The organism is Methanothermobacter sp. EMTCatA1, from assembly GCF_002356395.1.
GTDB lineage: Archaea > Methanobacteriota > Methanobacteria > Methanobacteriales > Methanothermobacteraceae > Methanothermobacter > Methanothermobacter thermautotrophicus.
Window position 1 is genome coordinate 1,183,503 of record NZ_AP018336.1, and the last position, 22,652, is coordinate 1,206,154.

Annotated in this window: 23 protein-coding genes; 15 read left to right on the forward strand and 8 right to left on the reverse strand. The window is 50.4% G+C overall.

Annotation, left to right across the window (positions count from 1 at the left end):
• Positions 1 to 103 precede the first annotated feature (103 nt).
• Positions 104 to 2,404: an FmdE family protein gene (locus tca_RS06430; protein WP_286708723.1), complete on the forward strand. Its 2,301-nt coding sequence runs from the start codon at positions 104 to 106 to the stop codon at positions 2,402 to 2,404.
• Between the two features lie 195 nt (positions 2,405 to 2,599).
• Here the strand turns inward: tca_RS06430 and tca_RS06435 are convergent, their stop codons facing one another.
• Entirely contained in the window at positions 2,600 to 4,354 is a 1,755-nt protein-coding gene (locus tca_RS06435) for a helicase C-terminal domain-containing protein (protein ID WP_286708724.1), read from the reverse strand.
• 140 nt (positions 4,355 to 4,494) lie between these two features.
• Here tca_RS06435 and cobI point away from each other — a divergent pair, with 140 nt between their 5' ends.
• Complete coding sequence (gene cobI, locus tca_RS06440; RefSeq protein WP_269899211.1) at positions 4,495 to 5,193, forward strand: precorrin-2 C(20)-methyltransferase; 699 nt, start codon at positions 4,495 to 4,497, stop codon at positions 5,191 to 5,193.
• A 30-nt stretch (positions 5,194 to 5,223) separates the two neighbouring features.
• Here the strand turns inward: cobI and tca_RS06445 are convergent, their stop codons facing one another.
• Positions 5,224 to 5,979, reverse strand: coding sequence for a V4R domain-containing protein (locus tag tca_RS06445; protein WP_269899212.1), 756 nt, complete (start codon positions 5,977 to 5,979; stop codon positions 5,224 to 5,226).
• Positions 5,980 to 6,102: 123 nt separating this feature from the next.
• On the opposite strand from tca_RS06445, the gene tca_RS06450 reads away from it, so the two are divergent.
• The 3 genes from tca_RS06450 to tca_RS06460 are packed head-to-tail and all read left to right on the forward strand — an operon-like array spanning position 6,103 to position 8,199.
• Complete coding sequence (locus tca_RS06450) at positions 6,103 to 7,317, forward strand: FprA family A-type flavoprotein (RefSeq protein WP_269899213.1); 1,215 nt, start codon at positions 6,103 to 6,105, stop codon at positions 7,315 to 7,317.
• Positions 7,310 to 7,723 carry a ferritin family protein gene (locus tca_RS06455; protein ID WP_211305644.1) on the forward strand — a complete coding sequence of 138 codons (414 nt, stop codon included), beginning with the start codon at positions 7,310 to 7,312 and terminating at the stop codon, positions 7,721 to 7,723. The genes tca_RS06450 and tca_RS06455 overlap by 8 nt, the downstream gene beginning before the upstream one ends.
• 2 nt (positions 7,724 to 7,725) lie before the next feature.
• The gene (locus tca_RS06460; protein WP_269899214.1) at positions 7,726 to 8,199 is read left to right on the forward strand and encodes a rubredoxin; all 474 of its coding nucleotides are present in this window, start codon (positions 7,726 to 7,728) and stop codon (positions 8,197 to 8,199) included.
• A 109-nt stretch (positions 8,200 to 8,308) separates the two neighbouring features.
• On the opposite strand, the gene tca_RS06465 is transcribed toward tca_RS06460, so the two are convergent.
• Together tca_RS06465 and tca_RS06470 are read right to left on the reverse strand one after the other, a co-directional pair.
• Positions 8,309 to 9,061 (reverse strand): hypothetical protein, encoded by a 753-nt coding sequence (locus tca_RS06465; RefSeq protein WP_286709244.1) that lies wholly within the window; start codon positions 9,059 to 9,061, stop codon positions 8,309 to 8,311.
• Positions 9,062 to 9,066: 5 nt separating this feature from the next.
• A complete protein-coding gene (locus tca_RS06470; RefSeq protein ID WP_286708725.1) occupies positions 9,067 to 10,419 on the reverse strand; it encodes an FAD-dependent oxidoreductase in 1,353 nt (450 codons plus the stop codon).
• Positions 10,420 to 10,543: 124 nt separating this feature from the next.
• Here tca_RS06470 and tca_RS06475 point away from each other — a divergent pair, with 124 nt between their 5' ends.
• The 6 genes from tca_RS06475 to tusB all read left to right on the forward strand — a co-directional run bounded on the left by tca_RS06475 (position 10,544) and on the right by tusB (position 13,370).
• On the forward strand, positions 10,544 to 10,936 hold the full coding sequence (locus tag tca_RS06475; RefSeq protein ID WP_010876967.1) for an arsenate reductase ArsC: 393 nt from the start codon (positions 10,544 to 10,546) through the stop codon (positions 10,934 to 10,936).
• A gap of 22 nt (positions 10,937 to 10,958) precedes the next feature.
• The gene (locus tca_RS06480; RefSeq protein WP_286708726.1) at positions 10,959 to 11,606 is read left to right on the forward strand and encodes a DUF166 domain-containing protein; all 648 of its coding nucleotides are present in this window, start codon (positions 10,959 to 10,961) and stop codon (positions 11,604 to 11,606) included.
• 108 nt (positions 11,607 to 11,714) lie between these two features.
• Entirely contained in the window at positions 11,715 to 12,080 is a 366-nt protein-coding gene (locus tag tca_RS06485) for a DsrE/DsrF/TusD sulfur relay family protein (protein WP_010876969.1), read from the forward strand.
• A gap of 1 nt (position 12,081) precedes the next feature.
• Positions 12,082 to 12,438: a DsrH/TusB family sulfur metabolism protein gene (locus tag tca_RS06490; RefSeq protein ID WP_286708727.1), complete on the forward strand. Its 357-nt coding sequence runs from the start codon at positions 12,082 to 12,084 to the stop codon at positions 12,436 to 12,438.
• Positions 12,439 to 12,447: 9 nt separating this feature from the next.
• Entirely contained in the window at positions 12,448 to 13,047 is a 600-nt protein-coding gene (locus tag tca_RS06495; RefSeq protein WP_286708728.1) for a (Fe-S)-binding protein, read from the forward strand.
• On the forward strand, positions 13,047 to 13,370 hold the full coding sequence (gene tusB / locus tca_RS06500) for a sulfurtransferase complex subunit TusB (RefSeq protein WP_010876972.1): 324 nt from the start codon (positions 13,047 to 13,049) through the stop codon (positions 13,368 to 13,370). The genes tca_RS06495 and tusB overlap by 1 nt, the downstream gene beginning before the upstream one ends.
• A 100-nt stretch (positions 13,371 to 13,470) precedes the next feature.
• On the opposite strand, the gene feoB is transcribed toward tusB, so the two are convergent.
• The 3 genes from feoB to tca_RS06515 form a co-directional block, all read right to left on the reverse strand.
• Positions 13,471 to 15,420 (reverse strand): ferrous iron transport protein B, encoded by a 1,950-nt coding sequence (gene feoB, locus tca_RS06505; RefSeq protein ID WP_286708729.1) that lies wholly within the window; start codon positions 15,418 to 15,420, stop codon positions 13,471 to 13,473.
• A 2-nt stretch (positions 15,421 to 15,422) separates the two neighbouring features.
• Positions 15,423 to 15,650 carry a ferrous iron transport protein A gene (locus tca_RS06510; protein ID WP_010876974.1) on the reverse strand — a complete coding sequence of 76 codons (228 nt, stop codon included), beginning with the start codon at positions 15,648 to 15,650 and terminating at the stop codon, positions 15,423 to 15,425.
• 103 nt (positions 15,651 to 15,753) lie between these two features.
• Complete coding sequence (locus tag tca_RS06515) at positions 15,754 to 19,743, reverse strand: cobaltochelatase subunit CobN (RefSeq protein WP_286708730.1); 3,990 nt, start codon at positions 19,741 to 19,743, stop codon at positions 15,754 to 15,756.
• A 133-nt stretch (positions 19,744 to 19,876) separates the two neighbouring features.
• On the opposite strand from tca_RS06515, the gene tca_RS06520 reads away from it, so the two are divergent.
• The 4 genes from tca_RS06520 to tca_RS06535 all read left to right on the forward strand — a co-directional run bounded on the left by tca_RS06520 (position 19,877) and on the right by tca_RS06535 (position 21,445).
• A complete protein-coding gene (locus tca_RS06520; RefSeq protein WP_010876976.1) occupies positions 19,877 to 20,587 on the forward strand; it encodes a DUF169 domain-containing protein in 711 nt (236 codons plus the stop codon).
• Between the two features lies 1 nt (position 20,588).
• Positions 20,589 to 20,900: a ferredoxin family protein gene (locus tag tca_RS06525; RefSeq protein ID WP_048061032.1), complete on the forward strand. Its 312-nt coding sequence runs from the start codon at positions 20,589 to 20,591 to the stop codon at positions 20,898 to 20,900.
• 8 nt (positions 20,901 to 20,908) lie between these two features.
• On the forward strand, positions 20,909 to 21,193 hold the full coding sequence (locus tca_RS06530) for an Hsp20/alpha crystallin family protein (RefSeq protein ID WP_286708731.1): 285 nt from the start codon (positions 20,909 to 20,911) through the stop codon (positions 21,191 to 21,193).
• A 90-nt stretch (positions 21,194 to 21,283) separates the two neighbouring features.
• The gene (locus tag tca_RS06535; protein ID WP_158296334.1) at positions 21,284 to 21,445 is read left to right on the forward strand and encodes a hypothetical protein; all 162 of its coding nucleotides are present in this window, start codon (positions 21,284 to 21,286) and stop codon (positions 21,443 to 21,445) included.
• A 66-nt stretch (positions 21,446 to 21,511) separates the two neighbouring features.
• Here tca_RS06535 and tca_RS06540 read toward each other — a convergent pair whose 3' ends face one another.
• Positions 21,512 to 22,567, reverse strand: a complete 1,056-nt coding sequence (locus tca_RS06540) for a site-2 protease family protein (RefSeq protein WP_353681337.1) — start codon at positions 22,565 to 22,567, stop codon at positions 21,512 to 21,514.
• Between the last annotated feature and the right edge of the window lie 85 nt (positions 22,568 to 22,652).

Here is a 22,652-nt window from a genome sequence, read left to right on the forward strand (position 1 = left end):
GATCGGTAGAGAGCTGACAGAAAAAGCAGATAAACTCCTGAACTTCACAGGGAAGGGAGAAGTTCTTGTTATAACAACAGCCGGCCTTGTGAAGTACCGTAATATGACTACAGAGGATGTCCTGGAGGGAATACTTAACAGGGGAGGTGGCCTGATAAGCTACGGTAGAGCTAACCTGCTTACACTCCGAAGAACAGCCACAGACCCTCTGTGTACGGCTTTCATAGTGAGGAAGGGTAACGATCTTCTCATGGCATTCTACAGGAACACCACACTGGTGTACCTTGGAACGGTGTCCCAGAACATGAGCTCTGCCCAGTGGAACAACCTTACATCAAAGCTGGGGGATGATGCCTTCCCCTTCGCAAGCCTTGCAAATGCATGGGCAGCTGGAGCACCAGCAGATCTGCTCAAACAGGCCGCATTCCATGGACACATGTGCCTGGGTACCATAAGCGGATATGCCATGAGTAAAACCATCTACATGTACTATCCACCTATCCAGGACTGGTCCACCGGTTCACCCATAGAGATAACCAGCTACGTCACCATAGGTGTTCCCGGCGGCTCAGACGATGATGCCCTCATACTTGCACTCGATAACACCCCCGGGAAGAGGTCATACCTCGGCTTCGATACAACCGGTGCCGGTGCAGAGGACAGTATGGTGGGCTTCATAAGGTGGAACCCAAGGACAAACACCGGTACCCTTGTGGTCATGAAGTTCGACCAGCAGGCACTCATAGATACCTACAAAAGGGAGACCGGAGTATCAGTGGTTCAGGAACTCAAATTCAACGCCTGGCTCGTTAAAAAGGTCACAGAGAACCCTGCCTCCATTGTAACTATCGTTAAGGAACTCGACAACCTGACAGCCGACCAGTACTACTACCTGGCAGGAAGGGAGGTCAACTACAACCAGGTAAATGAGACCCATGGACTGGACATGAACTACATAAACAGCCTCAATCTGCCAAACGCCACCAGGGCAAATGTGAATGCAACATGGAATCCTGTGAGCTATGCTGAGCTCCGTGAAATCGGTAGAAGGGCCGCTGAAATGGCTAAGGAGATATTCCTGGCTGAGAGAGGAATAAACCTTGAAAGGGACGATCTCAATGTAGCTGCCCTCACATCAGCCGGTTACGTCTACCTGAACGGCACCCCGACCGATGGCTGCTACGACGGAATATTCAGCGTTCTTGGTTCAAGGCTAAGCAGAAAAAACCTTCTGCCGGTCCACAGCCCATTCTACAAACCACTATGGTTCACCTTCGTCTTGAAGGGTGCTGATGGGAAAACACTGGACTCAGTGCATATAACCTACAATCCACTGACAGGTGAACTGAGTGCCGGAGCAGCGCCTGATGGTGCACGGGTTAACGATATAGGTCCCGCAGCCCTCAATAACGCGACAAGGGATAACGCCAATTCCGCGATATTCGGTAGCTCCTACTTCAGCATTGAGAGCATAGCCAATGCCTGGAAGTACGGCATCCCCTATGACCAGCTGGTAACCTTCCTGTTCCACAACCATGTCTGTCCGGGTGTCCAGCCAGGATTCTTCATCACCGAGTACGCCCTTGAGAACTATCCACTTGCAGCTGGCCAGCAGTATCAGTGGTTCGGGACAAGCATATACTGCAAGGATGACGCCCTCCTCTACCTCATGGGTGTGAGTCCCGGTACCGGGACCTACTTCGCCAAGAGGGTCCTCCAGGAGGAACTCGAATCCCCGATGATACCCGGTGGAAGTGAAGAGGGAATACTCATAGTCTGGGATCCAGTTAAGAAGGTTGGCAAGGCTGTGATGATAAGCTTCAGGTGGCCACAGTTCGACCTCAGCGACTGCACCACAAGGAACGCCATGTTCGAGAAGTGGGCTGCCGCCTTTATAATGCTCTACAGTGGCCAAACACCATCCTACATGACGTCCCCAATGGTCCTCACAAAGGAGGTTGAGAAGTGGATAACCGAGGACGAACTCAAAGTGATACAGAGCGGTGCAAACGGTAACCCCCTGGCATACCTGCGTTCAATACCTGCACGAAACCTTGAGGACCTTATACCGGTGAACAACGGTGGAACGCCAGTTAACACAGGAGGAAACCAGGGAGGTTCCCAGGGTGGTTCAACTGGAGGTGTTCCTTCAGGTTCAGGTTTCACAGGACATGCAGGTTATTCACCGGGTGTGGATACTGCGGCTTCACCTCCAGAGGTGGGCGCTGCATCCTCAGTGTCAGAGGAGCCTGCATCAGCCCCTGCAAAGGCCTATGAGGTTAAGAATGTGACCTCAGGTGCCAGGGGCGGTGACTCCTCATGGTACGTCTACGGTATCGTGGGTGTCCTTGTTGCTGCTGGTCTTGTGGCCTTCGGATTCCTCAGGGGCGGAGCAGGAAAATAAACCCCAAAATTTTTTCTTTTTGATGCTGTACAGGAGCAGAGAATGTGCAATAACTGAGGGTAGAAATTAAGAGTCTTCGAAGCTTATCTGGAGTATCTCAATAAGTTCTATGGATATACAGAAAAAATTCTGGATCTCTCCTCAGTGTGTCGCCGATACAAAGGAGATCTGCCAGATTGTTAGCATTCAGGACTCTCACTCATTTATTATGGCCTCCTTGAAGAACTCTGGCAGAAGTGACCTGTAGAGGGGGCTTCTGAATATCATCTCTATGTTACCGTCAAGGATGTAGGTGTAGCAGGAGTCATCATGGGCCCTCATTCCACGCCCATAGGCCTGCATGAGGGTCATTATGGTTTTGTAGGCGTACCACCTCTGATCCATCCTCTGCCTCCGGTTAACCTGCTTATCACCCAGGTAGGGGAATGGTATCTTGTAGATCACCTGGAAGCGGCACTTGTCATAGGGTAGATCAACACCCTCACTCATGGATGGGCTTACAAGCACCAGGGGCTCGTCGGAATCCTCAAAGTACCTCAGCACCGCCTCCCTGTTGGATGCCTTATGGTCGATGAGCCTCCTGCTGGGTATATTATCCATTATGAACCGCTGGCAGCGATAGTTATGGGTGTGTATGAGTCCCTTATCGTTTTTATGCCTCTCAAGGATCCTGTTAAGTATGGGTATGGTCTCGGGGGCCGTGTGCCTTATCCTGTTGCGGGACATCTTCCCTGCGATCTTCAGTTCTATGGGCCTTCTGGATGCAGGGAATGGACTGTCAACCCTTACAAAGTATGCATCCCCTGGATTTATGCCGAGCCACTGGCAGAAGAGCCTCTCACTGAGTATGGTGGCGCTCATGAATAGGCAGACCTCAGAGTAGGAGAAGAGCCTGTCATGTGCATAGTGATGTACCCTCAGGGGCTTGAAGGAGACAGAGTCATCATCGGCGTCGATGACCCAGTTCTTTGGTTCATCCTCCAGACTCATCCTGAGCTCCGAGAGCCTCTTTATGGTCCTCTTTATCCTGTCCCTTCTCCTTCTTGACATTGAATCCAGTTCAAGGTCACTGTAGTGGTCTGCTATTGCCTCAATCTGGAGCACCCATTCAGCCGGGTCATCCTCCCGGAGCATCGATGGGGGTATTGTTCTTCTGATATCCTTGCTGAGGCGTTTGTTTGATATGGTTACTTCGAGCCTCCTCATGAGCTTGTCCTCGATGTTGTGAGCCTCATCCAGTATCATGAGGTTTCTCCGGTCGAAGTGGCCGACGTAGTTGAGTTCAAGGAATGCATAGTCATAGTTCATGAGGGTTATGGGGCTGTTTATGGCCTCTGCCTTCTGTTCCCAGTACTGGCAGTGCTCAGCTGTCTTGAAGAATACCCTGTTACCATAGGAGTCCTGGAAGGCCTCCTCTCCGAGGAGCGTCTCCCCCCTCACAACACCGTAGGGGCACTGGAACTTCTCTGATGAGGGCAGTGTCTGGCATGTCCCCATGTCACAGGTTGACTCCAGGTTGTCGTTGAGGCAGAAGAAGTTACTCCTCCCCTTGACGACGGGAAACCCGAATTCCCTGGCATACTGGTCCTGGAGCTGTTTGGTCATGGTGAGGATGTAGGCTGGCTGGTAGATCCCTGCGAGGGTGCAGGCTATTGCTGATTTGCCTGTGCCTGTGCCGGCCTCAAGTATAACGTACCTGTAACCTTCCTCGATTGCCTGATAGATGTCGTTTATTATGTCAAGCTGTCCCGGTCTTGGCTGTGGAAAGGGGAAGTTCTCTATGATCTCCGGGGGTATGTGGGGATACCTCCTCTGGAGGTCTTCGTTGAGGGTGTCTGATTTCTCAGGAGGCCTTATAATGTTTCTGAAGAACGAAAGGCGCCCCTTACCCTTGCATGTGCAGTTATCCCTCATCATTCCACAGTCTGGACAGAAGAGTGGGTTTTCCATGGACCTATTTAAGGGGGTGGAACTATATAAGTTTAGAGAGTGCCACAGAATAAATAATGATAATAAAGGCGGGTCTGGATATTTCCAGAGAAGGATGACCAGACCATCATCATGTCTACAGAGTTATTAAAGGTGTTCTAATGCATGGAAAACTCATTGGTGTGGGTGTGGGTCCCGGGGACAGTGAACTTCTGACCCTCAGGGCTGTGAATGTGCTCAGATCTGTTCCAGTTATATGCGCACCCCGTTCATCATCTGAGAGGGAGAGCATAGCCCTCTCAATCGTTGAAGATATCCTCAATGAACGCAGGGATGGCTGCAGAATACTTGACCCTGTGTTTCCAATGACTGATGACCGGGATGAACTTGAAAGTCACTGGGATTCTGCGGCCAGAATGGTTGCAGCTGAACTTGAGGATGGACGGGATGTTGCCTTCATAACACTGGGTGATCCCTCCATCTACAGTACCTTCAGTTACCTCCAGCGGCGCATTGAGGATATGGGCTTTGAGACCGAGATGGTGCCAGGAGTCACCTCCTTCACGGCATGTGCAGCCACCGCTGGCAGAACCCTCGTTGAGGGTGATGAGATCCTCCTTGTGGTGCCCCGGGTTGATGATCGGTTTGAGAGGGTGCTCAGGGATGTGGATGCCTGTGTGATCATGAAGACGTCACGCCATGGCAGGAGGGCCATGGAGGTTGTGGAGTCTGATCCCCGCGGAAAGGATGTTGTATCGGTGGCAAACTGCAGCATGGATGGCGAGGTCGTTGAAAGGGGATTTGCCTCCGGTGCAGGGTATCTTGCAACAACCCTTGTGAGGTTCAGGGAGCAATCCTGAAGCAACACCTCTGTATAGAAACCAAAAAAATCAGCTTTCAGGAACAATCCTGAAGGAGCACCGCCCATCACCACGGGCATAACATTCCGTCTCCTCCACAAGGACATCACCCTTGAAGTGACGGCTGAATACCGCCTCAAGTATCCCTGAGTCCAGTGCACAGGCAGATTCACCTATCTGGGGGAGTAGTCCGCATTCAAAGCATTCATAGGCCCTGATCACCAGTGGATCTGTGCTCTCCACCTCAAGGACTCCCAGGCGGTTTATCATCCAGAACCTCCTGAGATTTTCAAGGAGATCCCCAGGGTCCTCCGATGCTATCCGTGGGTATATTACCTCCCCTATTCTTTTTCCTGCCTCATGGAGGACAGGGTCGATGTTTATGCCCTCCTTTATGAGTTCAACCCTCAGGACATGGAACATCAGTCTGAAGAATTCAAGGGGGTCACCCCTCTCTGTGAGGTGCTCTGCAAGGAATTCTGTTTTTTCCTCATCCAGTTCATCGATCCTCTTCCTTGTGAGTTTACCAAGGTACCTTGAGTTTATCTCGAAGACTTTTCTTCTCCTGTCCTCAGGATCCGGCATTTCAACTATGAGGCCTGCTTTCCTGAGGTCTGAGAGGTGTTTTGATACTGTGGACTTGGATTTATCTGTGATTCTGACTATTTCCTGGAAGCTGAGTGCTCCCTTTTTAAGTTCGGAGAGTATGAGCGACTTGACAGGGCTTTCTATTACCTCGATTCCAGTTTCGGTTGAGAATATCGTGAAATTATGTCTCCTCTTCATCGGCCCATATTATGTCTGAAGGACTATATTACTGTTTCAATACCATGGAACAGAAAAAATTATATAGAAGTTCGTATAGTATAGTACATTCGATGATATACGAACTAAATGTGTGGTGATATAATGAAGGCCAGAGCAGAGAAGATAGCAGATGGAGTATACTGGGCTGGTGTCCTTGACTGGGACATCAGAAACTACCATGGATACACCCTTCAGGGGACAACCTACAACGCCTACCTTGTATTCGGAGATGAAGGTGTGGCGCTGATTGACAACTCATATCCAGGGACCTTCCAGGAGCTCATGGCAAGGATGGAGGATGCATTCAACCGTGAGGGAAGAGAGATGAGAGTGGACTTCATAGTCCAGAACCACGTTGAAAAGGACCACAGCGGAGTGCTGGTGGAACTTCACAGGAGGTTCCCTGAGGCAGAGATCCACTGCACAGAAGTTGCGGTGGAGGGACTGCTCAAGCATTACCCGGCCCTTGAGGGCACAGAGTTCCGCACAGTGAAGACCGGGGATTCCATCGACCTCGGAGGAAGGACCCTCACCTTCCTTGAGGCACCCCTGCTCCACTGGCCAGACAGCATGTTCACCTTCCTTGATACCGGCATACTGTTCTCAAACGACGCCTTTGGACAGCACCTCTGCTATCCACAGCGCCTCGACACCGAAATACCCGAATACATACTCATGGATGCTGCCAAAAAATTCTATGCGAACCTCATAACACCCCTATCAAAGCTTGTGCTCAGGAAGTTCGATGAGGTAAAGGAGCTCGGCCTCCTTGATAAGATAAGGATGATAGCACCCTCACATGGCCAGATATGGACCGAACCCATGAAGATAATAGAAGCATACACCGCCTGGGCCACAGGTAATGTGGAGAAGAAGGTCACCGTGATCTATGATACGATGCACCACTCCACAGCCATGATGGCCCATGCGATAGCAGAGGGTGCCATGAGCGAGGGAGCTGATGTGAGGGTCTACTACCTCCATGAGGACGACCGCAGCGAGATCGTGAAGGACATACTTGACAGTCACGCCATTGCCCTCGGAGCACCCGCAATCTACGATGAACCCTACCCAAGCGTTGGAGACCTCCTGATGTACCTCCGTGGTCTGAAGTTCAACAGGACCGGCCAGAGGAGGGCCATGGTATTCGGGTCAATGGGTGGCAGGGGAGGTGCCACCGGGACCATGCAGAAACTCCTTGCGGATGCTGGATTCGATGTCATGGAGGAGGATGAAATCTACTACGTCCCGAACAATGAGGAACTCGATTCATGCTTCGAGGCTGGAAGAAGGCTTGCAGGTGATCTCAATGAATGAAAACATCACCGGTGTCTGCAGGGGCACCGAACTTGAGAATGTTGTGGATGCAAACTTCAGGGGAGAGTGCAGTGAGGTCGGTATCTACCTTGCAATGGCAAGACAGGCCCAGCGTGAGGGTCTCCCCGAGGTTGCAGAGGTCTTAAGAAGAATAGCCCTTGAGGAAGCTGCCCATGCAGCCCGCTTTGCAGAGCTAAACGGTGTGATCAGGGAAACCCTCAGGGAAAACCTTGAGATGATGCTTGAGGGGGAGGAGGCAGCTAACAGGGAGAAACGTGAGGCAGCCCTCAGGGCAAGGGAATGCGGTGTTGATGAGGCCCATGACTTCTTTGATGAGAGCTCAAGGGACGAGGGAAGGCATGCTGCCATGCTGAGGGGACTCCTCGAGAGGTACTTCCAGGGATAACCATGAAGATCTGCAGAATATGCGGCTATCAGATCCCAGAAGATGAATTCAACCTGCTGGAGGATGGCTGGGTGTGTCCCCGGTGTGGTGTTGGGAAGGAGGAACTCGAGGATTCCGCCGAGCCCCTGAGGGGTCGGGACCCCCTCATGCTTATTTTCAGGGCCATGACTGTGGGGCTCTGGAGGGTTCTGGGTAATGGATCCCAGGGAGTTACAAGGGAGATGGGGTCTGTGATTGCAGACAACATCAGGCACGGGGATGATCCCCTGAAATCAGCCGCAGACTACTTCATCGAACATGGATTTGCAGCGTCCATCAGCGCAGACACTGAAAACTTTGCCCTAAATGTTAAAAACTGCAGTTTCTATGGATTCTGTTGTTCACTGGAGGAGGATGGGGTGCTTTTATCAACTGCCCCTATGCAAACACGGGCGCTGCAGTCCTTGAAAGGACCACGGGATACAGGTACCGTATAAAACGAAATAAGGGGGACCATGGACACATCATTGAATTTTCACGGATATCAAAAAAATAGGTAGAATTCTGAGATTAACTTCACAACGGTGCCACCGAAGCCCCTCTGATTCAGAAATCAGCATAGGGTCTCTCCATACCCGCGCGCTTCAGTATATCCTCCGCATGTTTGAGGGACCCCTCGCTGCCATCAACCAGGAGGTGGACGGCTCCCTCAGCCCCGTGGACGCCTCCAGCTGCAACAGGCTCTGCATCCACACCCGCCAGAAGCCTGAGGGCGTCCACCTCTGTGAAGACCTCGCCGGGTACAGGTAACATTCCGGGACCCTCAGTGCCGGCTGAATTCATTCGGAGCGCTGTACTGTAAGGGTCGCCTGGTATCATCTTTTCAAGTCCAACCGGGACTATGAGTTCTGTTTTCCTGCCAGCAGCTGCCTGAAGTGCTGGAAACACTGTGCCGCCCATGGGGTGACCTATGTAGACCGCTGCCCTCCCTGAGCTGTATTCAAGGGCATTGGCTCCCTTGAGTATCAGGTCCCCCCTTCCAAGTTCATCTGCCACATCAAAGATTGTAAATCCACGATCCCATCTGCCCCTGCGGATTACCACATCACCCGGGAACTCATGGCCGGTACCATCTGCCCTGAAATAGGGGGGCCTTATGATTCCCCTGTGAAATCCGCGACGGTCAAAACCGTCCTCTCCCAGCTGTCCAAGGATCTCCTCTGCTATGTAACCATTGGTTGTCCCGGCGATTATGACCAGGGTGCCCCCCTCAAGCACCCTCCTGATGGATGGATGTTCAAGCATTCCCCATGCAATTAGACGTTTACCCGCCGCTGGGGTCACCAGGAACTGTTTCATCTCAATCAATCCTGTGGTCTGCCATTCACCCTTTTCAGTTTTTCACAGGCATCCTCTGCTGCAAGGATTATGGGGTCTATGACCATTGAGACCGGGGGCGCGTAGGAGAACTCAGTCTCTGAGAGCTCAGAACACGTGAGTCCCTGGGATATGGCCAGGGACATGGTATCAACCCTCTCAGCGACCCTCTCCTTTGCAACCATCTGGCATCCTATTATCCTTCCCCTGAGGTCACATATCATCTTAACATCTATCCTCTCGGCACCCGGGTAATACCTGGCCTTTGTGAGGGCCCTCTTCTTACCTGATACCACCTTTATACCGTTCTGGAGGGCCATGACCTCTGTGAGGCCCACTGCACCAAATTCAAGTTCCCCTATCTTTGATACCATTGCATTGAGGACCGGTCTGAACCTTGCATCCATCCCCACTATGTTCTTTGCAGCCACCCTGGCCTGTCTGACGGCAGTTGAACCCAGGGGTGACTGGGTCCTGAAGCCCGTGACTGCATCGTATACCTCAACACAGTCACCTACCGCGTATATGTCAGGCACGCTTGTCTGCATCCTGTCATTTACCTTGACTGCCCACTGTCCAATTTCACATCCTGCCATCCTGGCAAGCTTTGTCTCAGGCCTCACGCCCGTCGCCAGGACCACGAGATCCGCCTCAAGGCACTCCTCTCCGACCACAACGCCCTCAACCCTCTCATCACCCACTATCCTGTCAAGGGCCTTGCCGAGGATGACCCTGATGCCCTTCTCCTCAAGGTAACCCTGGACTATGGCTGCCATGTCCGGGTCCAGGGATCTCGGGACTATCTGGGGGAGCATCTCGGTGACGGTGACCTCAAGGCCCATCCTCAGGAGACCATAGGCTATCTCAAGGCCTATGAGTCCAGCGCCCACCACCACTGCCCTCTTACTTTTTGATGCCCATTCGGTTATCCTTTCACCGTCTGTGAGGGTCCTTATGGTGAAGACCCCTTCAAGGTCTGTGCCCTCCACCGGTGGTATGAAGGGTGAGCCGCCGGTTGCAAGGACAAGGACGTCGTAGGGTATCTCCCTGAGGCCGTCCTTTCCCCTGTAGGTTACAGTCTTTTTTTGAGGATCTATGGCCTCGACCTCTGTTTCCGTGAGGATATCTATGTTCCTCTCCCTGTAGTCCTCTGGCCTGTGCATAACTATATCATCAAAGCATTCAACCTCACCGCACATAACGTAGGGTATTGCGCAGGGGGAATATGCCACATGTTTATCACGGGTTATGACCTTTATATCTGCGTCCTTATCATGTTTCCTTATATTGGAGGCCGTTGAAAGTCCTCCGGCCCCGCCGCCAACTATAACAACTCTCATCTATCCCTTTCTCCTAGGAGTTATCGGTTATAGATCTCTTCTTCATTTTATAAATAATTCAGATATATTTATAAATTTGGATACATCAATAGATCTGTGTGGTAGTTATAAGGGAGCATCAAACATGAAGAGTAAGGTTCTATTCATATGCAGGAACAACTCCGGGAGGTCCCAGATGGCTGAGGGGATACTCAGGGCCATGTACGGTGCCCACTATGAGGTCCACAGTGCTGGCAGTGACCCGAAGGATATCAGCCCCCTCACCATACAGGTCATGGAGGAGATTGGTGTGGACATGACTGGCCACAGACCGAAGAGTCTCAGGGAATTTGAGGGCGAAAAATTTGACATCGTTGCAAGCCTCTGCGATGAGGCATGCCCTGTATTCCTGGGTGGTGAGAGGTACCTTCATGCTGAATTCCCTGACCCGAGGGGTGCAGATATTGACACCCTCAGAAGGATCCGTGATGAAATCTCTGACTGGATAAAGAAGGAGTTCAACCCTGAAAAACTGTGATTTACTAAAGGAGAGTGATTTAATGATTAAGGTTGCCATCGTAACAGACGGGCCCTACGGTGAAAGGGCCTATGAGAACATAGCCCGTGAATTCGAGACCATGTTCATTGAACTTGAGGCTCCCTCTGGAATATTTGCAGATGAGGTTGATATACCCGCCGATAAACTCAAGGCCATAAGGTCAGCGGATATTGTGATAACCTACATACTCCACCCGGACCTCACCCTGGAACTCGTTGATGAGATTCATGGGGATGTTGACTGGATCATCATAGGGGCCTGGAGGGGTGATGGCTTCAGGAACCAGCTCCTGAGTTACGGCAATGTGACAGCCCCTGAGAACATGTGCGACCTGGAGGAGAACGGTAACCCCTCATTTGATGAATTCGTGTCAAGGTTTGGAAGGCCCCTGGTGGAGGTGGACCTTGAAGGTGACACGGTTAAGGAGATAAGGGTTCTGAGGTCCTCGCCCTGTGGAGCCACGCTCTTCGTCGCAGAGGAGCTTACCGGTGAGGATGCACAGGATCTCCCATTAAAGGCCGGGCTTAAGATACAGCACTACCCCTGCCGTGCCCCGAAAATGAGACTATTTTCAGATGACGAGTGCAAGAAGGAGATGGCTGCCAGGATGCACAGTGAGGCCTTCGAGAGGGCCATTGGAGTGAAATAGACCTCCATTGATCAGCTGAACAGTCTAAGGGGAAATAAAGTCAACACCGATAAACTATCATTATTATTCATAATAAATTATTTATTTAAGGGACATCAAGATAGAACCATGGAAAAAAAGATCCTCACAATAGTCGTCACAGAGGGACCATACCGTTACCAGTATGCAGATATAGCATTTGAAATGGCTGAAAGTGCCATCAAAAATGGTTACGACGTCAGAATATTCCTCTACATGGACGGGACGCATATACCGAAAAGGAACCAGGCCCCCCAGTCATTCCCCAACAGTGCAGAAAGGCTCAGGTCGCTGGTGAAGAAGGGTGTGAAGGTAACATCCTGCATAAGATGTTCCACGGCGAGGGGATACACCTGCTCAGAAAGGCCCTACATAAGGGGTGTTGAAATAAAGAGCGTTTACGATCTTGGAGAATGGGTAAAGGATAGTCACAGAGTGATAACCCTGGGATGTTAACATGAAATCCGCGCTCATAATAATAGACAGGGGCCCCTACGGATATGAAAACGCCTTCAGTGGCCTCTATGTTGTCATAGCATGTCTGAACAGTTCACTGGATACTGATGTCCTCCTAATCGAGGATGGTGTCTATGCCGCAGTGGCTGATCAGGTCTCAGAGGCCATCGACTACCCCAATGTTGAGGAACTCACCTACCTCATCTTCCCGGAGGGCAGTGTCTTTGTGCATGAAAGATCCCTGAAGGAGAGGGGTCTTGAGGAGGATGACCTTGTGGAGGCAGCCGAAGTCATAGACGATACCGAACTGTATGAAATATTCAGGCTGAAGAGGGATACTGCAATTATGAAGATATGAGGTGTCATGATGGAGATGGATGAAGTTAAAAGGGAGGTCCGGCCCCAGGGATCCCTTGTAAAGGAGGTCACCCTCAAGCAGGTGAAACCCTGCCTTGCAGCTGAGGGTAAAATAAGGGTTCTCATGGAGCTTGACTCAGAAATAGGGGATATCATACCTTTGATTGCAAACATGTACCCCCCTGGTGTTGTGAACTATGTCAGGAAGAAGAACATACTCACACTAACAATCTATGACCGTATAATAAGTCTCTACCCCTCGGGCAAAATCAGCATGAACAAGACCCATGATGTTGAGGAAGCATTTGAAATCGCCGGTGAACTGATGGACAGGATAAACAGGGCCCATGATTCAGGGGGCGACGGGTCTGATTCGCGGGATATGAGTCGCATCGGCCCCATGGATGTACACAGATGCCTGCCAGGTAGCAACTGCGGTGACTGCGGTGAATCCACGTGCATGGCATTTGCAATGAAGTTGCTCAACGGTGAACAGAAGCTTGACAGCTGCCTGCCGCTGAAGGAGCCATGGATGCAGGAAAAGGTCCAGTGCCTTGAGAAACTGCTCGGTGAAGACATGATGGAGACCCTTGGCTGGAGCGGTTACTGATGGGATCTGTGGGTTTTCTCGTGACAAAGAGCCCTTCAGAGCTCAGCTTCAAAACATTTCTGGACCTAGTGGATATCTGGTGTGAAGAGTACCTGAAGGTGTATCTGATATCAAATGGAATATATGCTGCAATGGAAGGAAACAGGTACTCCCACACCATCAGGGAGATTTCAAGGACCGGGAATGTTTTTGCAAGGAAGGAAGATCTAATGGCAAGGGGTATAACCCGGGAAATGCTCATAGATGGTGTGGAAGTACTTGAAGGCCTTGACAGGGTGGTTGTTGATATAATGGAAAACCTGGATATGGTCTTCACATTTTAATCAATCTACCTTCTAATTTTTTGGCTTCCTTCCACCCCTTATGCTTCCACGGGATACCATGTGCTCACCTCCATATCGTTAATTGATGAATGCCCTGGACTCAATAGCCAAGTAGCGTGCCGGCAGTGTATATGATGAAGGAGGCTATCCAGGCCACGAACACTGAGTATAACGGTGAGAAGAGGGCCCACCTCTTGCCTGCCTCCTCCTTTATAACAGCCAGTGTCGCCAGGCAGGGTGTATAGAGCAGCACGAATACCATGAACGACAGAGCCTCCAGCGGCGTGAAGGCCCCCTGTATGCTTGCTGCGATATTACCTGCGCCGTGGACCGTTCCGAAGGTGCTTATGACAAGCTCCTTTGCCGCGAAGCCAGATAGAATTGCAACCGCGGACTGCCAGTCACCGAATCCCAGGGGATGGAATATGGGTGCCATGATGGAGCCCAGGGTCCCGAGTATGGACGAGGAAACATTTCCACCCGGGAACCCTGAAAGGAACCATATGATCACCGAACCTGCAAATATTATGGTTCCTGCCTTCTTTATGAACTGGATGCCTCTGTGGTACGTGTGAATCAGGAGAGTCCTGGGCCTCGGAAGCCTGTATGGTGGAAGCTCCATCAGGAAGAGGGAACCTTCACCCATGACCACTTCACCCAGCAGACGGGCGGTTATGATCGCCACTGCAATTCCCAGGATGTAGAGGAAAAATATGACCCATCCCTGATAGATGAGGGGGAAGAGGGCTGACGTGAAGAGCACGTAGACAGGGAGCCTGGCACTGCATGACATGAAGGGTATCATGAGGCTTGTGAGAATCCTCTCCCTCTCAGATCCTATGGTCCTTGTTGCCATTACCCCCGGGACACAGCACCCGAAGCCAAGCATCATGGGGATGAATGACCTGCCGCTTAGACCCGCCACTGAATTCATTACACGATCCATGACAAATGCTGCCCTTGCCAGGTACCCTGAATCCTCAAGGAAGGTGAGGAGGAGGAAAAGTATGAAGATGTTCGGTGTGAACACGAGGACCGATCCAACACCCCCTATCACACCATCTGCCAGAAGGGACCCTGCAGCTGAGTCTCCAAGGGCGCCCTGAACTGCTCCTGCAAGGTGGGAAACACCAGCATCAATCAGCTCTGTAAGTGGAGCCCCTGCAGTGAAGGTGAGCTGGAAGATCAGCCACATCACCCCCAGGAGAATCGGGAGCCCCAGGTACCTGTTAAGTACAGCGCGATCTATAAGTTCAGAGACCGTTACCCTGTCAAGGGAGGGTCTCCTGAGGGACCTCTCCAGGAGCCCCTCTATGAGGCCATACCTTGCATCTGACACCAGGATGTCCGCATCAGCAGAGTGCTCCTCCTCAAGGATCCTTCTAATCCTCTCAAATTCCTTGATGAGGTCCTCACCAACCATTGAGGCAACCCTTTTATCCCCTTCAAGAAGTTTTATTATGATCCATTCAGCTGGAAAATCTGCCTCAACGTCTTCAAGAAGTTCCCTGAATTCCTTAATAGCATCTGACCTCAAAAATTCATATCTGATCTGTGGAGGGTTACTATTCACCTGTCTTATGGCTGCTTCAAGCAATTCATCCTGATTTCCTTCAATGGCCTCCACCTTTATGACCGGCACCCCCAGCAGTTCCTCAAGTCTCTTCTCATCAAGCCTGTATCCCTTCCTCTCTGATTCACGGTTGAGGTTCACTGCGATGATGGTGTTGAGGCCGAACTCGAGGATCTGAAGTGTGAGGTAGAGGTTCCTCTCAAGATTGGATGCATCAACAACACTGATTATGAGGTCCGGTCTCTCATCAAGGAGATAATCAACGACCACCTCCTCCTCGGGAGATCCCGCTGTTAGACTGTAGGTTCCTGGGAGATCTGTAATTTCAATATCATTTTCCCTGAAGTTCAGGTATCCTGTTTTCTTTTCAACAGTCTTCCCTGGCCAGTTTCCAACGTGCTGATTGAGTCCCGTAAGGTTATTGAAGAGGGTGCTCTTTCCAACATTCGGGTTTCCTGCAAGTGCTATTCTGAGCATTTTTAATCCCTTACCCCTATCCTCGATGCTTCTCCCTTACGGATGGAAAAGGGATGGCCCTTCACCCTAACCTTCAGGGGGTCTCCCAGGGGTGCAGAGTTCTCAACAGTGACCCTGGATCCCCTTAATAGCCCCATAACAGTTAATCTTTGCCTTATATCCCCTGGAAGGTTAACGGATGTCACAGTCACAGTCGTGCCTTCCTTTATTCTGTCGAGTGTTGTTTCCATGATACCACCTTTAGGAAATCCTAAACTTTAGTTACACCTAAATCATATATAAAGTTTTAGGTTTACCTAAACCATGTTGCAGTTAAAAAATAAAAGAATAGCCTCAGTATCTTCCCTGGAAGAAGTAACCCACTCCAAGGAGACACATAAGGCTTATAACACCAATTATAGCATATATGGGGGTCTGAGTGCTTGAAGAGGTGCTGTTGGTTGATGCTGCAACCTCATAGGCCTTTCCAGAACCTTCAGAAGTTCCAGAGTTTTCTGAAACCTCTGATGACTCTAAAGCCTCATCTGACGATGAACCTGATGCTCCGCCTGCATTCCCTGCGGAACCTGAAGAAGGTTCACCTGTCTCACCGATTCCATCCCCATTCACTGAGCCCGGCTGTGAATCCCCAGAGCCGGGAACATCAATGGACTTCCCTGTGGCTGCAGCCATTGCAGCCGCAAATTTTCTGAGGGCCGCCTGGTTGAGGGATGATAGCTTCACCACCCAGCTGTTGAAGACCATGTTGGCACATGTGTGGTGACAGCAGACAACACCATACTCATTAACCGCCGCGATGTACTCATCGGCAAGCCTCTGCAGTGTAGCTGAATCTGTGCTCCAGAGGCCCCTGCGGCTGGCCTCAAGGAGCCAGGCTACCGTTGAGGCATAGGAGTAGGGCTGAAGACTCTTAAATCTGCTGCTTACCTGAGGATCAAAGACATAGGTCTCTGCAACCTTCTGCCACATCCAGTCCTGGACCAGATCAGGGGTGACTGCACTCCAGCCGAATAGATGTCCTATCTCCTTGGATATCTGATGAGCACCTGAGAATCCCTGATTCAGCATTCCCTCAATCCATTTCGGGTTGTAGGTCCTTGTTCTGAGTTCTGCTGCAATGAAATCTGCCAGTGTCTCCATTCGTGGTGTGAACCTTGTATTGGCGATGTATGAGGCAACATTCCTTCCTGAAATGGTCCTTGCAGCCATCGTGAGACCCCCAAGGTACTGGTAAACGTCGTCGTTGTCAAGAACACCGTAAACACTGTCCCTGACCTGTACTGTTGCATCCACATTTGATAGCTGCTTCATGAAGACCTCCTTTGCATCAATGGCGTATATGTCCTTTCCATAGATGAATCCCATATGATTCAGGTAGGTTTCAAGGAGCTGTGACTGATTATCCCACTTTGCAGTTGATTCAACCACTTCAGGTAGCCCGGTACCGTAACTTCCAGGGGCACTGCCAAATATCCTTGCACCGGCAAGTGTCTCCGCTGCCTGTAAACCCCTGGCAGTATAATTCGCCAGGTCTGCAAGGTAATGTTTCCTGAGGTAGTTGCCTTCCACCGGTTCATCCAGTTTCATGACAAGCCTTATCGCCTCATCCATCCTGTCGATACTGTAGGCAAATGTGTCTCTGAACAGTCCACTGATAGTGACCAGAACATCGATTCTGGGCCTTCCAAGCACTTCCAGGGGTGTTACACTTATTCCTGTGAATCTTCCTGATTTATCCCATACCGGTTCAGCTCCGATGAGTCTCAGGACCATTGCTATTGTCTGACCACTGGTCCTCATGGTCTCAATTGCCCAGAGAACCACCCCAACAGATTCAGGGTATCTGCCATTCCTTGAAAGGTAATCTGCAATGAGGTCATCTGCCATCTTCTTACCGATCTCCCATGCAGCCCTATCAGGTGCAAGTCTGGGGTCAAAGGAGTAGGAATTCCTTCCCGTGGGCAGGAGGTCGGGTATCCTTATGGGATCAGCCCCCCGACCCGGTTCAACAAAACGTCCCTCAAGGGCCCTCAGAAGGTTTGTGATCTCCTGGTCAGTGGCAAGTTTCTCTCTTACGGCGTTCCGGAACTCTGTGTTATTCCTCGATGCTGGGTCAAAGCTCACAATTGCCTCCACCATTGCATCAAGGAGCTCCCCGCTAAGGGGTTCCCCGAAGACATGTAACCCGTAGGGTATCAGTGTTGCTGATAGCTCATCAAGCCTGTGCTCAATTCGATCAAGGGCCTCTTCAAAGGAAGCATTGAGGTCAATGTTAAGTTCCCTTTGAAGGTCCAGTTTAACTGTGAGATTTCTGATTTCCTCAGCGATTATCAGCTTTCTCTGGGGATCCTCAGACGTATGGTAAAGGTTAATTTTGTGTTCAAGTTCCGATAGATCCCCGTAAAGTTCACTTACCACCATAGGGGGGATGTTATGGTTTATGAGGACCGCGTACCCACGCCTCTTTGCCTGAGTCCCCTCACCCGGGTTGTTTACGATGTAGGGGTAGATATGTGGCAGGTCACCTATCATCACGTCGGGCCAGTCAAGGGATGATAGACCAACTGATTTCCCTGGTAACCATTCGAGGGTTCCGTGTGTACCAAGATGTATAACTGCGTTGAAGTTTTTCTGAAGCCAGAGATAGAATGCCAGGTACTGGTGGTGCGGTGGGAGTGTTGTTGAGTGTATGAGGTCAGCTGCATCCTCGCCGAATCCGCGCATTGGCTGGGGGCCGAGGAATACGTTGCCAAGCATAACACCCGGGATCACTATGCTGCCATTGTAGACCATGACGTTTCCAGGGGCAGGTCCCCATGTCGCTGTTATGTTATTTCTCAGGGTTTCTGGCAGTAGACTGAACCAGTTAAGGTATTCAGATACTGGAACTGTTACTGCACCGGCCCTGACAACCTTCTCAAGTTCACCCGGAGCCCATGAACCCACATTCAGGCCCGGCCCGAGGAGTATGTTTATCACCTCTGCAGTGGATTTTTCCTCAACATTGTAGCCAGCACTCCTTAGTGCCCTCAGTATGTTGCTGATGCTCTCTGGTACGTTGAGGTAACTCGCACTGATACCATCCTTACCCCCACCAATGTTGTAGTATATAAGGGCTATCTTCTTTTCCGCATTTGGAAGTTCCCTTAACTTTATCCAGTTGATCAATCTCTCTGTGAGCCTCTCTATCCTGTCAGGAATCGGAACATAGTATGTATAACGCAGCCCTGTCTGAGGGTCTGTCTCCTCAACTCCGCCGCCGATCATGACTGGCTCTATCCTTCCGTCGATCTCTGGAAGTGCTATCTGCCAGTACACCTCAGATGAAAGTCCTGATATGCTCTCGTTCCATGCCCTGAGATTTGATGCATAGACCGCGGCAATTGCTGGTAAATCAAGTTCCGTGAGGATTGCTGTGGAGTTCAGGGGATCACCGCTGTATAAATTGAATCCCATGCATGTTATGAGACCGCTGATCCTGGGAGTCCTGTTACCATCCAGGAAGAAGTTCTCAATAAGGTTCCTCTTTGTAGCTGTGTCAGCTGCAAAGCCAAGGATCACATTGTAACCCTTTCTCTCCAGGCTCTCAAGTATGGCTGTGTGCATTCTCATGTCGCTTCCACGGTAGTATGTATCGAATGTGATTATGCCCACCCATGGTTTTCCTGCCCTGTAGTGGCCGCTCTGAACATACCAGGAGTAGTAACGGTCCCATGCTGTGAACTGTTCGCCGGCGTCTGGGTGATATACAAATGATTTCACTGCGGGAATGGCTGTTACATTCTCCTCATTTTTTAGCTGCATTCCAGCGTCCCTCAGAAGGAGGAGCATCATTCTCCGGAAGTTCTCGGGGCCTCCCTGATCCCAGATGTACTTCACTGTTGCATTGTCCGCACCCACACGGGGATTATCCTTGAATGTGTTACCGGTTCCTATGGCAATTATTTTCCTTGCCCCCGTAACATTAAGGATTGGATTGACCTTCGTCAGGGTGTTTGGAGAACTTATCATCTGAATGAGAATCACGTCAGCCTTTCTACCCGCCTCCAGTGCCGCCATGTCTATCTGAGGATCGTTCCTTAGAAGTTCATCGTTTGTGAACATTGAAAGATTGAATCTGTAGCCGTCCCTTCCTGCAAGTTTATAGCCTTCCACTATTGCCTTTGTACTCGAAGTTGACCCTGTGATTATGAGAATACTGTAATGGGAAGAATTCTGCTGAATCGCATCCTCTGTGACGTTGCTGCTGTTATCAGCCGCTGAAACACCTCCCGCAAGCATGATTGTCATGAGTAAAATCACTGGAATAACTGATATTCTCAAAATTTCACCTCCATTATACTTTATCTCAAATCATCTTTGCTTTAATAAAATATAAAATTTTCTTTAATGAAAATAATATTTACTTTAATATAAATCCATAAACTTAAATATACTGATTTATCAATATATCTCCATGATCAGTGAAGCTACAGCAAAAATGATGTCCATCCTGGATCTCAGTTACTCCCCGGTGGGTGTGAAATTCACAGATGAAGTACCTGAGAATGCGGTTATACTCAGGAAACACAGATACTGTCAGGCCCTCATGAAGGCACGGCAGGGTGAAGTGGTTGTGCTTCCCGGCCAGGAGATAACATGCCCCGCAGCTGCACGGGCTCTGGGTTTCAGTGAACTCCCTGAAAAACTGAAAACCGGGAGGGGCCTTGTGGGCTTCGGGATCGTGGAGAAGGAGGAGACCGGGGCAAGAATGTTTCAGGATATGCCCGAAGTTGAATGGGAAGGGCAGAGCATACTCCTTTACCCCCTTGACAGGTACGATGAAGAACCAGACGTTGTGGTTGTGGAGGACCGTCCAGAGAAGCTCATGTGGCTAGCCCTGGCATACCTCAATCTGAGGGGAGGAGAGAGAATACAGAGCTCAACAGCGGTGCTTCAGGCGGTCTGTGTGGATGCCACAATCATACCCTATCTGACATCAGAGCTCAACATCAGTCTGGGATGCTATGGATGCAGGGATGCAAGCGACATAGAACCAGAGGATGCACTGGTTGGCTTTCCAGGATCTATCCTCCTGGAAATCGTTGAAAAACTTGAATATCTGAATGAAAGGGCCATACCCCGTTCAAGGGCAAAAAATGCCCTTAAAAATTTGAGAGGTGATTGAAATGGCATGGTTTGCTGGATACCCACGTGAGAAGATAGAATGGTACCCAACCATTGATCCGGAGAAATGCGTTAAATGCGGTATGTGCATGAACTGTGGACAGAAGGTCTACAAGTGGACAAAGGAGGGTCCGGTGGTCGCACAGCCCTACAAATGCGTTGTGGGATGCACAACATGCGCAACACTCTGTCAGGGAAACGCCATAACGTTCCCGGACAAGGATAAACTGAGGGAACTCTACAAGAAAGAAGGTATATGGGCAAAGGTTAAAAGGGAACTCATCAAGGAGGGTAAACTGGAACCCGAGGAATGAGTGATCAAATGAAACTCACCTACATACCATCAGCATATATCACCCACACCGGTACGATTTATGAGATCACGGTTGAAGTTCCGGGTGTGAAGAAGAGCGAAATCCACCTTGAAATGACGGAGCAGGGTTTCTGTCTCAATGCTGAAGGTGAAAAGTTTAAGTACAGCGGTTGCTGGTCACTTGCGCACCGTGTGAAGCCAGAAACTGCGTCTGCAGGTTTCTCAGATGGTCTGCTAAGGATAACTGTTGAACTTGCAGAGGGCGTTAAGGGTCTTGAGGTGCCCGTGGACTGACCTCAATACTCTTCTCTTTTTCAGGAGCATCATAAAAATTCAGCATCGCCATGAACAGAGATATCAGTGGGAACCAGCATATTACTGATTATGACAAAAAAGATGGTGGGGATTCGCTGCCAGTGCAGTGACCCCGCGGTGAAGAGAAGGGGTTCCGGTATGAGGACCGTGATGTGCCCCATCTGTGGCAGGATATACAGGACAGACAGGGAGGACCAGGTCTGCTTCAACTGCAGGAAGGGCAGGTCCTGATGGGGATGGCCAATAGAATCAGAACATCAAAAAAAAATCAGGTCCTGATAGAAAGGAAAGACCAGATCAGAACATCATGAGAAGTCCCCGCCCGGTTCCCCAGATTATACTCACCGCTATGATGAGTATAACAAATATGGATACGTAGCTAACAGCAGGCTTCACAATCCTCTCGGGTAACCTGTACCTCAGGAGCTCCTCAAACATCAGTCCGCCGTCCAGGGGCTTCGCAGGAAGGAGGTTCACCGTACCAACCGCAAAGTTGAGGAAGAATATCCAGAAGAAGAGTTCCTCAAGATAGGTCAGGGCGAAGGGGAAGGTATCCCCCAACACTGATGCAACGGAGTCCCTCACCCGGAGGTGGTTGCTGGTCCGGATGCCCATGTAGGCCCTGCTTGAGTTGTTAGGATTCCTCCCGGTCTTCAGGTGGAAGGTCCCCTGGTCCGTGGTTATATTGATAACCTCCCCCACACTTATCGTTTTGAGTGCAGCGCTGTAGGTTGTCAGGTTACTTGTTGGCATCCCGTTGATGCTCTCAATTACAAGTCCAGGGGTGAGGACCTTGCTCGCCGGGCTTCCTGGCACAACGCTGTCTATCTGAACACCATCTGGCTGGAATGCCGCGGGCATGGCAAAGCTCGAAATCCCGAAGAAGAGGGCGAAGCATATACCTGCAAGTATAAGGTTTGCCACGGATCCTGCAGCATATATCCTCATCTTTGAGATGGGTCTGATTTTTTTGATGTCCTCCTCGTCAGGTTCAACGAATGCGCCCGGAAGTATTGCGAGGAGAAGGAGGCCTATTGATTTTATGCGGACACCCTCCAGCCTTGCAAGGATACCATGGGCAAACTCATGGACCACGATGACCGTCGCAAGTCCGATTATACCATACCCCAGGGGCACGTAGACCGGTGACCCGGGTATGTCAACACCCGGCACTATGAGTGACGCCTGGGGAGTTACAAATATGTTCTGGAGGGACATCACAAGCATGTATAGCATGTAGAACATGAAGAAGAATGCCACGGGTATGCCTGCATTCATGATCCATCTCCATAGCCTGGGATGGCCTGATGCAAGACCATCTATGAATCCCCTGAGCCTCTTAGTCCTTCTCATTAGCAGGGGCCCATGTATCTCAATCTTCAGCCTGTCCCTGAACAGGATGGCCATTGTCCATATGAGAATAAATGCGATTAGATAA

Coding starts and splice junctions, on each gene's coding strand:
- tca_RS06445 (WP_269899212.1), bottom strand. CDS start 5,979: ATGAAGAGGAGACATAATTTCACGATATTCTCAACCGAAACTGGAATC.
- tca_RS06430 (WP_286708723.1), top strand. CDS start 104: ATGACTACAGAGGATGTCCTGGAGGGAATACTTAACAGGGGAGGTGGC.
- tca_RS06530 (WP_286708731.1), top strand. CDS start 20,909: ATGAAACTCACCTACATACCATCAGCATATATCACCCACACCGGTACG.
- tca_RS06450 (WP_269899213.1), top strand. CDS start 6,103: ATGAAGGCCAGAGCAGAGAAGATAGCAGATGGAGTATACTGGGCTGGT.
- cobI (WP_269899211.1), top strand. CDS start 4,495: ATGCATGGAAAACTCATTGGTGTGGGTGTGGGTCCCGGGGACAGTGAA.
- tca_RS06510 (WP_010876974.1), bottom strand. CDS start 15,650: ATGGAAACAACACTCGACAGAATAAAGGAAGGCACGACTGTGACTGTG.
- tca_RS06525 (WP_048061032.1), top strand. CDS start 20,589: ATGGCATGGTTTGCTGGATACCCACGTGAGAAGATAGAATGGTACCCA.
- tca_RS06535 (WP_158296334.1), top strand. CDS start 21,284: ATGACAAAAAAGATGGTGGGGATTCGCTGCCAGTGCAGTGACCCCGCG.
- tca_RS06520 (WP_010876976.1), top strand. CDS start 19,877: ATGATCAGTGAAGCTACAGCAAAAATGATGTCCATCCTGGATCTCAGT.
- tca_RS06455 (WP_211305644.1), top strand. CDS start 7,310: ATGAATGAAAACATCACCGGTGTCTGCAGGGGCACCGAACTTGAGAAT.
- tusB (WP_010876972.1), top strand. CDS start 13,047: ATGGGATCTGTGGGTTTTCTCGTGACAAAGAGCCCTTCAGAGCTCAGC.
- tca_RS06495 (WP_286708728.1), top strand. CDS start 12,448: ATGGAGATGGATGAAGTTAAAAGGGAGGTCCGGCCCCAGGGATCCCTT.
- tca_RS06470 (WP_286708725.1), bottom strand. CDS start 10,419: ATGAGAGTTGTTATAGTTGGCGGCGGGGCCGGAGGACTTTCAACGGCC.
- tca_RS06480 (WP_286708726.1), top strand. CDS start 10,959: ATGATTAAGGTTGCCATCGTAACAGACGGGCCCTACGGTGAAAGGGCC.
- tca_RS06475 (WP_010876967.1), top strand. CDS start 10,544: ATGAAGAGTAAGGTTCTATTCATATGCAGGAACAACTCCGGGAGGTCC.
- tca_RS06435 (WP_286708724.1), bottom strand. CDS start 4,354: ATGGAAAACCCACTCTTCTGTCCAGACTGTGGAATGATGAGGGATAAC.
- tca_RS06485 (WP_010876969.1), top strand. CDS start 11,715: ATGGAAAAAAAGATCCTCACAATAGTCGTCACAGAGGGACCATACCGT.
- feoB (WP_286708729.1), bottom strand. CDS start 15,420: ATGCTCAGAATAGCACTTGCAGGAAACCCGAATGTTGGAAAGAGCACC.
- tca_RS06540 (WP_353681337.1), bottom strand. CDS start 22,567: ATGAGAAGGACTAAGAGGCTCAGGGGATTCATAGATGGTCTTGCATCA.
- tca_RS06460 (WP_269899214.1), top strand. CDS start 7,726: ATGAAGATCTGCAGAATATGCGGCTATCAGATCCCAGAAGATGAATTC.
- tca_RS06465 (WP_286709244.1), bottom strand. CDS start 9,061: ATGAAACAGTTCCTGGTGACCCCAGCGGCGGGTAAACGTCTAATTGCA.
- tca_RS06490 (WP_286708727.1), top strand. CDS start 12,082: ATGAAATCCGCGCTCATAATAATAGACAGGGGCCCCTACGGATATGAA.